The following is an 11583-nucleotide window of genomic DNA, read 5'->3' as shown; positions in this document are numbered from 1 at the left end:
GCAGACCAAGTATTCGGGTTGATGTACTCTAAAGGATATGCTTTGCTGATATCCCAGTTACCCAACTCTGGGCAATCTCCTGTTACCACAATGATTTCACCGGGTTTGGTATCCACGCCAGTGAGTTGGACGCGCACAATTGTCTGTGCTTTTATCCGTTCCCCAACGCGGCTGAAAACAAGCACTCCCCGTTCTTCTAATACCAGATTATAAATCTTGCCGTCTTTCACCTCATACTTATTACGAGTCACCACGCAAGTATGTTCTCCATCGGGCAATTCTGTTTCTACTTCTGCTAGAGTAACTTCTCCTCCCCGGTTTAAAGCTACAAAACACACAGAGTCACGATAACGGCGTACATAGCAGTAAATATCTGCTGTTAAGTATTTTTGCCAGTGGCTACCCATTGATACGGCTGGATTCAGTCGCCGTAAGCCAGACAACAGCCTGATGCAACGATAAATTTCAGTCTCAGTATCCCAATTTTCCATCATCGGGCGGTTATACGGATCGTTACCGCCATCGGTATCGTCATGCAGATATTGTTCTGTACCGTAATAGATGCAGGGAATACCGCGACAGGTCATAATTAAGGCGATCGCAACCTTCAACATCGCTGGATCGGGGTTCAGCGATTGGAAGCGGGACATATCATGATTATCGATGAAGGTAACTAACTCTGTTGCCCCGTTGTAGCGATAATCTTGGTCAAAAATGTATTGAATTGTCTGGAATCCCATTTCTGAACCTTGCCCTAGTGCGGCTCGAATTGCCACGCACAACCCAAAGTCTAGCAGTGTCATGCCTGAGTGGTTAACAAATTCCACTGAGCGATCGTCAGTAGGATTACTGTAAATCCATTCACCAAAAATGAATACATCTGGTTTGTGATTGGTCATATCACCAGTGAATTCTTGCCAAAACCAGATAGGCATGTGCTTGACAGTATCCACCCGCAATGCATCCACACCCCGGTCTAGCCATTGTTTAATGGCTGACTTGATATACTCACGATATTCCGTATTGTTCTCATTAAAGGTTGCTAGACCAGATAGTTCACAGTTCTGTACTTGCCAATCGTCTTCCCAGTCTTGCACTTCGCCGTAATGGTGATACCAATGATTAACATCATCATTGAAATCAGCAATTTTGACGCCATCATCATACAATTCCCCTTTACTACCGCTAGTGTCAGGGCTGCTATGGTTGCAGACAATATCTAGCACTAGCTTCATATTCCGCTTGTGCAGTTCTGCAATTAACCGATCAAAGGTCGTATTTTTTTCTTCTTGTGTAGCGTTTAAAGAAGGATTTTCTCCATCAGCAATGTAGCGAGGATTGAGCCGCTTAAAGTCTTTTGTCCAATAGCCATGTAGCGCTGCATTTCCAACAAATAACTCTTCAACCTGTTCAAACAGTGGAGTTAACCAAAGCGCTGTCACTCCCATGTTTTTGAGATAATCTAATTTATCGATGACACCTTGCAAGTCGCCACCCCAGTACTTACCCCAATCTTGTCTACTTGGATCGTACAGTTCTGAGTTTGCACCTTCGCTGTTATCTGGATCGCCATCATAAAAGCGATCGACCACAAGAAAGTAAATGGTTTCCTGACGAAATTCAATATCTCTAGTATAAAGAAACTCTAAGTCAATCTCAGTGTCTGTTGTTGGTGTTTCTATAATAGCTTCTACTTTTTCTTGTGCAGAATCAACTTTATATTGATCTGGTGAAAACTGAGATGGAGGAGTTTGTACCATAAAAGAACTCAAAATTTCATGTAATTCATAGTTGTAGACCAACAGTACAACGTTTCGAGTATTGTGTGTTGCTACAAACTTTGGTATTGTGACATCCGTCCCACGGTGTAAGTATCTATCATTAGCTAGTTTATAATTCTATCGATAGATATAATTCATCTGCTAGAGGATAAAAACAAAGGAATAGAGCAGTTATTGAGGATAATTGCTTTATAACAAAAATTTACAATATTTAATTAAGTTGACTTGCGGTAAATATTGAGCCTAACTCGTGTTTAAGTGTATATTCGACAACAGATTTTAGAAGACCTCAAGTCCTTGAAGATTAGCTGTCAATAAGATTTTGTTATACCTGAGCAATAGTAGCCAACTTTTTCTCTAGAAAATTCGCTTCATTGGTAAACTGACCATTGTCACTTTCAATCTGTTATTACTATCAAGGAATTAATTTAGGTAGCATTTATGACCAAGTATGACAAGGTTTTTAACTCACCAAAGACATCAGAGGAATCGCTAAGTCCAGAGGAAGCGGTGGCGGCGATCGCAACTGTGACTGCGATCGCTGATTCATTGATTGAAGATGTAGATGCAGAAAGTTTAGCAGGTATCCTTTGGGAATTTGAGGTTTTTGAGGAATACTCAGAAGATGAAATTACAGAAATAGTTGATAGACTCATTGGCATTGCAGAAGAAGAGGGAATTGGGCCTTTGTTTAATGTCGCCAAAGTATCTCTCTCAGATGAATTAGTGCTGGATGGTTTTGCTGCTGGGGTGATAGTGCTTTTAGACGATGAACTCGCCATCCCCAAATCGAAACAACCTTACCTCAAAAAGCTACAAGCAGCCTTGGAACTTGAAGATGAAGAAGCAGAGGAAATCATTAAGGAGGTAATTGCAGCCTTTAAGGAAGCAGAAGAAGAATATACAGATGACGAAGATGAGACAGTAGTCATAGAAGATTTTAGCGAACAGACATATCAATCTCCTTTAGGTAATTTTGCTGTGCCGATTCCGGTTGATCCGGAGCAGGGCGGTAGAATTCAAAGTCAGGAAGGAGTCGTTGGCTTTTCTGATGACATCGGTACTCTGCTGAGAATCGATTATTATCCTTTCCCTCTAGAACAGTTAGAGGAACTGGAGTCTGTTGGACAAGAAGAATATTTACAAACAATTTTAGTAGACAAGTATGTACCCCAGGCAATTTTTGCCAATGTCCCAGATGCTTCTGTGGAGTATACCGAATATCTGGCAGACACTTTGCGAGGCGCTTACTACGTGCTAATCGATATGCCCAAAGGTTCGACGATTTCTAAGCAAGAAAATAATGGAACTGCGATTAGATTAGACGCTTACCGGGGGCTACTCACCTTTATCAGTGGTGAATTTTTGTATATAGTTAGTAGTCAGCACAGCTTTATTAACGGCGAAACTCCCGATTCTGTTGAAGAAGAAGCTGAAGACATCAAGGAGAGTATTTTAGAGTTTGTTGAGACTATAGAGTTTACTTAGGGCATAAAATGTTGGCTTTGTCACCCGCTTGGAACTAAAGTTCAAGGCTACAAGCTAAAGTCTGCTTCAGTAAACTAAGGAATGTGAATTAAATAACATATAGATATAGTTTTTAACTTCACCCTGCTTTTGACAAAAGTCAAATCCCCTCTCCTTACTAAAGCTACGGTGTACACACAAGTCTAATTACCCCCCTTAATCCCCCCGATGTTTTGAGAGGAAACAAAAAATCTAGTTCCCTCCCCTTTATAAGGGGAGGGTTAGGGTGGGGTAAAACCTTGGTTAATCAGCTATTTCGTCGGATGAACGCAACAAGCAAATGCTGTCGCTTAACAAGCAAATGCTGTCGCTCAACAAGCAAATGTGATCGCTCAACCTGACTTTTCACGGGATGTGGAAAAGGGGATAGATTGTAAGAGGTGTAGTATCCATAACTCATGACCTCATCTGATGTACATTTGAAAAGGGCCATGTCTGACGACAAGCCCAGAGGCAAAATGTCTCCGGTGTCTACGCTTGTGATTTTTCATGACTTTAACCCTGCTAAATAATCGCTATCAAGTTATCCAGATAATCGGCGCTGGTGGGTTTGGCGAAACCTTTCTGGCTGAAGATGTCCACATGCCTTCTCGCCGTTGCTGTGTAATCAAGCAACTAAAACCGATAACCAATAATGACCCGCAAACCTACCAAATTATCCAACAACGGTTTGAACGGGAAGCAGCAACCTTGGAGTTTCTGGGTGAAAGTAGTAACCAAATTCCGAAACTCTACGCCTACTTTTCTGAGAATGGGCAATTTTACCTCGTCCAAGAATGGATTCACGGGCAAACATTGACAAAAATTGTCGAAGCCAAAGGATTTGAGAGTGAAACTGCTGTTCGCCAAATTCTCTTGAGTCTGCTTTCGGTTTTAGATTATGTCCATAGCAAAGGCATTATTCACCGGGATATTAAGCCTGAGAACATTATTCTCCGTTCTGTTGATGGCAAGCCAGTTTTGATTGATTTTGGTGCAGTCAAAGAAACAATCCGTTCAGTGGTGAGTTCTCCAGGATACCCGACGCGATCGCTTGTCATTGGTACGCCTGGTTATATGCCTAGCGAACAAGCTGTTGGCCGCCCAGTTTACGCTACAGATATCTACAGTTTAGGCTTAACGGCGGTTTATCTGCTGACTGGCAAACACCCGCAAGAACTACAAACTGATCTCAAAACTGGGGAAATACTTTGGCAAGATTACGCTCCTCATGTCTCTTCCCAATGGGCGGCGGTGCTCAATCAAGCTATTAAGCCTCATGCTGGCGATCGCTACAGCACTGCTAGTAAAATGCTACATGCTTTGCAGTCTCCTACTAATATACCTACTGAGTTAGCTGCAAATACTCCCACAGTTAGTTTTTCTCCCACTACATCGAGACAAACCCAGGTATTGCATTCACCGCAAAAAAATTCTGCAATTGCACCGTCTTCCTCTGGTGGAAACTGGCAAAAACCTGCTGTGATTGTTGGTAGTTTGCTCATAGGCGGCTTGCTTAGTGTAGTAGCAATTTCTAACATCACTCGTCAGCAACAACCAGAAACAACCATTGCCACAAGCCCCACCCCATCGCCAGAATCTTTGCCCTCTCCTGCATCTACTGAAGCGCCCCTTTCGGAGGAAACTTCTCCAGTCCCAGTTGTACCAACTTCACCAGCACGACGGCGAGTAATTTCCAATCCTTTGCCAACCTCTGATCCCCCAGTTGTATCTATACCACAGCCAGAAGAAGAGCCTGTAACTTCAGATACTCCAGCGCCAGTAGTATCCACACCACAGCCAGAAGCAGAGAATGAGGCAATGCCTGCTTTAGGCAATGCCAGCCCAGTTCCCACACCAGAAATGCGTTCCACGCCACAGAAAAAGCCGCGTAGTAAATTAGCTGCCACTACCAGCAGGCAAAGCGTTCCCGCATTCCCTACAGGTACACCAAGAAACATTGTAGAAGCTACCCTCGGCAAACCAAATCGAGATTTAAGAGGCGCATGGGGTAATACCCGTGCTGTCGTTTACAAACTAGTGCCAAACAAAATTGACCTTGGCTACTTATTTGATCGTAATTCTAAAGTACTGCGTCAAACTGAGGTATCTTTTGCCGAATCGGTAGACGCGCAGGTAATGGAGACTACCTTGAATGGAATGTTAGGTGGACAAGCCACTGAAGATATAAAGCAGGGACTCAAACAGGTACAACAGCGTCAGTCTGATAATTTTAGTTTTAATAATGGCTCAGTCAAAGGTCAGATTATCCGCCAACAATGTAATTTTATTTACATTAGCATTTGGGATGAAAATTTACATGATTTTGTGAGGCCATCTACAGCCAAAAGGTGTTGATTTTGTTGTAAACATTGTCCTAAAAATTTAGATTTTTGTATTTTACAACACAGATTTAGGATTCAATATAGTTAGTTGTTAGTCATTAGTCATTAGTTAAATTATGAGTCGTAACTAAGTAAGTCGGTGCGAATAAATCTAACTATGTTAAATAATGTAAAATTATTGTAATCGATTGCGTATTAAGAACTTCAGCCTGCTTTTAGGACTAAACTTCTTACTACAAACCTTTAATTATTTACGCCGTTTTACTTAATAGCCAATTCCCATTTTCAAAACTGAGTTTCAAATTCTTAATCTTCATAAAGTTATAAATACGATTATTAAGTTTTTAATAATACTTGTCTCAGCTTCTACATTCATGTCGTAAAGTGCGATTGTAATTGTGTAATGTAAAGACAGCAAAGCTAATTATTCAATTGAGGTCTGATGACTCCTAAAATCATGCGTCAGCTTTGGTCAGTGGTTGAAACAGCCCAAGCCAAGCTCCTCTTACAACTGGATGATGCTAGTTTGGTGCAGTGGTTAGTGAAACAAACCGAAACACAAGTGTTGTTAGATTCTAACGAAACTGATTATCTGTGCCACTACATTCAATCTCGGCTAGCCCTTATACGTGATATTGCCCATGAACGTCAGTGCTCATGATAGCAAAATCACGATTAATTGATTGATAGTCAAGTGTTATTACTATTGACTATTGACTTTTTGGGGAAAATAACCTTCCACTAAGCAGTCAGAGCCGACTACACGCCAACGAACACGTTCTAAAGACAAGGCCTCAGTCATGGTAGTAAAACCTAAATCGCCTACAGGCGTGGGAGCAATGCTACCACCAATAATTTTCGGGGCAATAAATGCCAAAACTTTTTGTACTGCTCCTTGAGCGATCGCACTAGCAGCTAGGGTTCCACCACATTCCCACAAGACGCTACAAAAACCGCGCTCATACAAGTACGCCATAGCCTTATCTGGTGTAAGTGATGTTAATTCCACCACCTCCACCCCCTGCTTGAGCAACAGTTCTTGGAAGTCGGGATTAGCACCCTTCTCTGTCAACACCAAAGTTGGAGCATCCGCAGTTTGCCACAGATGGGCATTTTCCGGTAAGTTGAGATGGCGACTCATTACCACCCGCAGGGGATTATGTGCTTCCACCTGACGGGTGGTTAAGTAAGGATTATCTTGTCGAACTGTATTACCACCGACAATTATTGCATCGCAAGCCGCCCGCAACTGATGTACTTCACTGCGGGCTTCTTGGCTTGTTACCCACGCACTATGACCAGAGGTAGTAGCAATTTTGCCATCTAAAGTCATGGCATATTTTAAAATTCCTAAAGGTCGTTTGTAGAGAATGCGATGCACAAAAGCTTCATTTAGCTGATGACAAGCTGCTTCTTCTACTCCTACCAACACCTCGATCCCCGCCGCACGTAAACGGGCAATACCACCTCCAGCTACCAGGGGATTGGGATCAACCATACCCACAACCACTTTAGCCACCCCTGCTTGAATCAACCCTTCCGAACACGGGGGAGTACGTCCGTAGTGATTGCAAGGCTCTAGGCTGACATAGATTGTTGCACCACGAGCGCGATTCTCCTGGGGAGAGGCTGCGCCAACGCCTGCTGCTCTCAAGGCAAACACTTCTGCATGAGGCTCACCTGCACGAGGATGAAACCCCTCGCCAATAATCTCGCCATCTTTGACAATCACCGCTCCCACTAACGGATTTGGCGAAGTCCGTCCTAAAGCGCGGCGAGCAAGTTCCAAACACCGCAGCATCATGCGAGAGTCAAAGTCACTTCCGATCTTTTCCTTTGGTGGTGAATTCAATCCAACTGCTGACTCCACTAGATGTATATTTTCCTGAGTGTAATTTGCTAAGAATGCATCTGCTTGAGCGACCACTGGGAAATTATCCATAATTTTAGGCAACGCTGTAAATATTCTGCACGCGACCGCACAGCCTTTTCACAGGAGAATCGCCCTTTGCTCAGGGTAATTAAACAGAGTCAAATCCAGGCGCTATTATTTAGCTGTCTTAACTTGTATGAGCCTGTATCACAATTATTCTTACAGCCTTTTTCATATATTTGAACCACAATCTCCTGTAGGGTAGCACAGCTAGCTGTGCTACCCTACCATTTACAGCGTTGCTACAAGTTCCTTTAAGCGATCGCGTCCATCGCGGAATACTGGCCAACCATCCCCCACCAGCACTGCTTCTACGCGACTCAGTTCTGCTAATCTTTGAACAGAAGCAACAGCTTCCTCTCGATTCAGCAGCTTGTCATCTGGTAAAATTGTTAAACTACCTGCTTTGCGTGCCCTGACTAAATCCCCTGTGATTAAAGTTGTCTCCTCGAGCAACAGAGCCAATTCACCCGGAGTTTTCGAGCCTTGGAGTTCAATTACTTTTAACCCAGGTACAAATTCTTCACCGTCAGATAGCCAGCGATCGCAAGGTATAGGGAAAGTATCTTTTTCTGCCACAGGGCCAGCTATTTTAGCATAAGTTTGATCGGCAATTTCTTTACTTGCCCTGACATGCTCAGAATTCGTCAGCACAATCCAAACTACACCACCGAGGGATTTGAGATGATTCCAATCATGGTTTGATAGGGCTACTGGGTCAATCAAGATGTTGCCATCTGGGCGAATCCAGGCAATCCCATTGAAATCAATATTTCTTGCCGGATTGAAATTAGACCAGCTATAGAGATCGGGACGGTGCAAAGATTTCATGATGATTCTGGATCAGTACTTCAGTAATTGACTATTTATATCAATAATTAAGTATATAGATTATAAGGTTGCATTCCCTCTGAATCTCAAATTTGAATATACAACGATAAGTCTATCGATATTATGTTTTTAATCTTGTTTATAGAAATTTTCGTATAATCGCAATTAGACATCGAGGGAGGTATAAGGGCGAATGAGATTGAGCGCCAAAAAATATCAGCGAGTGTCTAGTGAACATAGAGGTTCTGCACTTCCCCTGTATGGTGCATCTCTGCATTCATTCCATCAAAATTAAGCGCAGAGGATCTAAACGCACATACCAAGGAAAAGCTTGGTCTTTCATCGTCGCCCATTTTTCTTTGAATACTTCAGCTTGCAGATGATAATCTTGAGAATTCTTGCTAGCCGAATGTAGTTTGAGAAATAACGTCATCCGGTGAGGCGTTTCACTTGTTCGCACTAACCAGCAGGGAAAGGTATTTTCCTGTGATGAGTCGTTGGTAAAAATGAACTGATGGGCACGAATGCCGATGTGAGATAATTCGCTCTTGAGTGGTTCAATTACTTTCAGGCTACAACCCCAATCAATCGCTTCCACTTGTTGCGATGACTGAGGAATAAGGCGGGAGAAGTTTTTACATCCGGTAAGTTGGGCGACACTAACAGTACTAGGATGCTGAAAAATATCGTGTTTGCTGCCATAATGAATGGCTCTACCATGCTCCAATACCAACAGATTTGGGCAAATCCGATAAGCTTCTTCCATATTATGGGTGACAAATAGAGTCATACCTTGATAAGCAGCCAGAGTTTCTGTCATTTGCTGCTCTAATTGACTACGTAGATGGGTATCAAGTGCTGAAAACGGCTCATCTAAAAGTAATGCTTCCGGTTGACTTGCTAATGCTCTTGCTAAAGCTACCCGTTGTTGTTGGCCTCCAGAAAGTTGGTGCGGATAGCGATCGCCTAATCCCTGCAACTGCATCGCTATTAGTTGCTGTTCTACCTGCACTTTAATGCTCCCAGCCGATAGTCCTTTGGGCAAGCCGAAAGCGATATTTTGGGCCACACTCATGTGCGGAAACAGAGCGTAATTCTGCACTAAAAAACCAATACGGCGATCGCGACTGGGTAAATTAATTCCTTGCTCTGAGTCAAACAGAACTCTGCCATTTAAAACTATGCGTCCTCTGGTGGGCGTTTCTATCCCCGCAAGGCAGCGCAAAATCATGCTCTTACCTGCTCCAGAACCCCCCAATAATCCCAAGGGTTGATCGTCAGTAGTAAAAGCGACTTTTAAATCAAAGCTAGGAAGTATTTTTTCAATGTTGACAAACAATCCACCAGATTCAAAGCTAGAGTCCGGGGTATAAATATTTTCTCCCCCTGCTCCCCCCACTCCCCACTCCCCACTCCCTACTCCCCCCTTCTTTTCCTTCAATTCTTGCCAAAAGTTGACTGCAATAATTCCAGATAGAGAAATCACCATAATTGCGATCGCCCAGAACCACGCCTCATTCATTGCTCCCCCTTCCACAGCAAAATAAATCGCCATTGGGATTGTCTGCGTTTGTCCGGGAATGTTACCAGCCAACATCAGCGTCGCTCCGAATTCTCCCAAAGCACGGGCAAAAGCGAGCATTGTGGCGGCTGCGATTCCGGGTAATGCTAGGGGAAAACTAATGCGCCAAAAGATTGTGGTTTCAGTTGCACCAAGGGTTCTGGCTACTCGCAGTAAATTATCATCTATTTGTTCAAAAGCTCCCAATGTAGTTTTATACATTAAAGGGAAAGCAACTACGGTAGCTGCGATCGCTGCACCATACCAAGTAAAGACGATGCTGAAGTCAAAAGTCTCCATGAGTTTCCCTACAGGGCCATTTTTGCCAAAAAATAGCAGCAACAAGAAGCCGACAACCGTAGGTGGTAAAATCAGTGGCGCAATAAAGATACTCTCAATCAACGATTTACCTTTGCCACGATATCCCAGCATCCAGTAGGCAGCAGCGATACCCAAGAAGAATGTGATAAATGTAGCAAGTAATGAAGTTTTGAGTGATATCCAAAGAGGCGATAAATCCAATGGCATAGTTGCGGAGGGAAGAATTAGCTCAACTAATTCCTAATTTACCAACTTTAGTTAAAATATGTTGGTAAAAGTTGGTAAGTTACATAACAACTCCTAAAAAATCAGATCCCCGACTTCTTTAAGAAGTCGGGGATCTGATTGTTTGCGAATTATTTAAGATTGCTATAGTTGAGTACTGTAGGCGCTAAAACCATAAGCCAAAGTTTCTTTTAAACCATCTGAAGGCTTAAGACTTCTGTTAATAGCATTAGCAAACGGCACTGGAATTCCTTTAATCGTTTCCGGCAATATTGCATATTCTTGCGTTGGTTCAACACTGTATTGGGGACACTTAGCTTTTATCCCAGCAGTCGCCAACATTTCATTTATTTCAGCAGATGTATATTGCTTGAGATAAACTGGATTTCTCACAAATGGATTTAGCCTTCTGATAAAATTATGGATAATATGAGAAGGACAAGACTTATTGTGAAAGGAATGATTAAAAACGAAGATTCCACCAGGCTTTAGCACACGAGATATATCAGCCAGCAAATTTCTTAATTGTGCATCTGGGATATGCATAAAAACGCAGTTAGAAATTACCAAATCTATAGAATTATCTTCTAAAGGCAATATTTCAGCAGAAGTACAAATCAAGTTAAATTCAGCTTCTGGGAAAAAATTATATTCTTGCTTAACCTTGACTAAGCGCCGCAATAAAGGTTCAGAAATATCAACGCCATAATATTTTTCGCATCTCAAATTTTTCGCTTTAGAAAGATGCAAAGGTGCGCGACCATAACCAGAACCAATCTCCAAAATCGAACCAACAGATTTATTCATTGGAAATTTGTTCCAAGTACCTCCAGGTGTGCCAGTTAATAGAGTGTAATCTTGTTTGATGGGCGATGTATCTGCAAGTTTTTCAACTTTTTGGGAACCATAGTATGTTTTACCAATTGCGTCCCATCTCTTTTTATGTTGAGTATTGTTCAATTGTTCATAGTCGTTAGGAAAATAAATGCCATCTCGTAATTCAAAGTCATTCAAACTAGATTTTATATTTGCTAATTGAGACATTATGATTATTCCTCATCAATAGTTAAATCTGTTTCC

The 11583-nt window shown here is 42.4% G+C and carries 8 protein-coding genes; 3 read left to right on the top strand and 5 right to left on the bottom strand.

Features of this window, described 5'->3' with window-relative positions; all coding sequences use genetic code 11:
• A partial coding sequence (locus tag VE944_RS18395; protein WP_324979882.1) for an alpha-amylase family glycosyl hydrolase occupies positions 1–1760 on the bottom strand: 1760 nt, incomplete at its 3' end.
• A 462-nt stretch (positions 1761–2222) separates the two neighbouring features.
• Between VE944_RS18395 and VE944_RS18390 the strand changes: the two genes are divergently transcribed.
• The 3 genes from VE944_RS18390 to VE944_RS18380 all read left to right on the top strand — a co-directional run bounded on the left by VE944_RS18390 (position 2223) and on the right by VE944_RS18380 (position 6293).
• Positions 2223–3269 carry a tellurite resistance TerB family protein gene (locus VE944_RS18390; protein ID WP_324979879.1) on the top strand — a complete coding sequence of 349 codons (1047 nt, stop codon included), beginning with the start codon at positions 2223–2225 and terminating at the stop codon, positions 3267–3269.
• 528 nt (positions 3270–3797) lie between these two features.
• Positions 3798–5645 carry a protein kinase domain-containing protein gene (locus VE944_RS18385; RefSeq protein WP_324979876.1) on the top strand — a complete coding sequence of 616 codons (1848 nt, stop codon included), beginning with the start codon at positions 3798–3800 and terminating at the stop codon, positions 5643–5645.
• A gap of 429 nt (positions 5646–6074) precedes the next feature.
• Positions 6075–6293: a hypothetical protein gene (locus tag VE944_RS18380; RefSeq protein WP_229556876.1), complete on the top strand. Its 219-nt coding sequence runs from the start codon at positions 6075–6077 to the stop codon at positions 6291–6293.
• Between the two features lie 42 nt (positions 6294–6335).
• On the opposite strand, the gene ribD is transcribed toward VE944_RS18380, so the two are convergent.
• From ribD to VE944_RS18360, 4 genes are all read right to left on the bottom strand, one after another.
• Positions 6336–7574: a bifunctional diaminohydroxyphosphoribosylaminopyrimidine deaminase/5-amino-6-(5-phosphoribosylamino)uracil reductase RibD gene (ribD, locus tag VE944_RS18375; RefSeq protein ID WP_324979873.1), complete on the bottom strand. Its 1239-nt coding sequence runs from the start codon at positions 7572–7574 to the stop codon at positions 6336–6338.
• Between the two features lie 222 nt (positions 7575–7796).
• Positions 7797–8396 carry an MBL fold metallo-hydrolase gene (locus tag VE944_RS18370; protein ID WP_324979870.1) on the bottom strand — a complete coding sequence of 200 codons (600 nt, stop codon included), beginning with the start codon at positions 8394–8396 and terminating at the stop codon, positions 7797–7799.
• 277 nt (positions 8397–8673) lie between these two features.
• Positions 8674–10485 carry a molybdate ABC transporter permease subunit gene (gene modB, locus VE944_RS18365; protein ID WP_324979868.1) on the bottom strand — a complete coding sequence of 604 codons (1812 nt, stop codon included), beginning with the start codon at positions 10483–10485 and terminating at the stop codon, positions 8674–8676.
• Positions 10486–10647: 162 nt separating this feature from the next.
• Positions 10648–11547, bottom strand: a complete 900-nt coding sequence (locus tag VE944_RS18360) for a class I SAM-dependent methyltransferase (protein WP_324979865.1) — start codon at positions 11545–11547, stop codon at positions 10648–10650.
• Positions 11548–11583 lie beyond the last annotated feature (36 nt).

Origin of the sequence: Nostoc sp. (genome assembly GCF_035638895.1) — a bacterium.
Lineage (GTDB): Bacteria > Cyanobacteriota > Cyanobacteriia > Cyanobacteriales > Nostocaceae > Nostoc.
Note: the sequence above shows the minus strand (reverse complement) of the source record. Positions and strands in the feature narration are given on the sequence as shown.

What these genes read in the sequence shown, in the direction of transcription:
- VE944_RS18370 (WP_324979870.1), bottom strand. Translation starts at nt 8,396, where the DNA reads ATGAAATCTTTGCACCGTCCCGATCTCTATAGCTGGTCTAATTTCAAT.
- VE944_RS18360 (WP_324979865.1), bottom strand. Translation starts at nt 11,547, where the DNA reads ATGTCTCAATTAGCAAATATAAAATCTAGTTTGAATGACTTTGAATTA.
- modB (WP_324979868.1), bottom strand. Translation starts at nt 10,485, where the DNA reads ATGCCATTGGATTTATCGCCTCTTTGGATATCACTCAAAACTTCATTA.
- VE944_RS18390 (WP_324979879.1), top strand. Translation starts at nt 2,223, where the DNA reads ATGACCAAGTATGACAAGGTTTTTAACTCACCAAAGACATCAGAGGAA.
- ribD (WP_324979873.1), bottom strand. Translation starts at nt 7,574, where the DNA reads ATGGATAATTTCCCAGTGGTCGCTCAAGCAGATGCATTCTTAGCAAAT.
- VE944_RS18380 (WP_229556876.1), top strand. Translation starts at nt 6,075, where the DNA reads ATGACTCCTAAAATCATGCGTCAGCTTTGGTCAGTGGTTGAAACAGCC.
- VE944_RS18385 (WP_324979876.1), top strand. Translation starts at nt 3,798, where the DNA reads ATGACTTTAACCCTGCTAAATAATCGCTATCAAGTTATCCAGATAATC.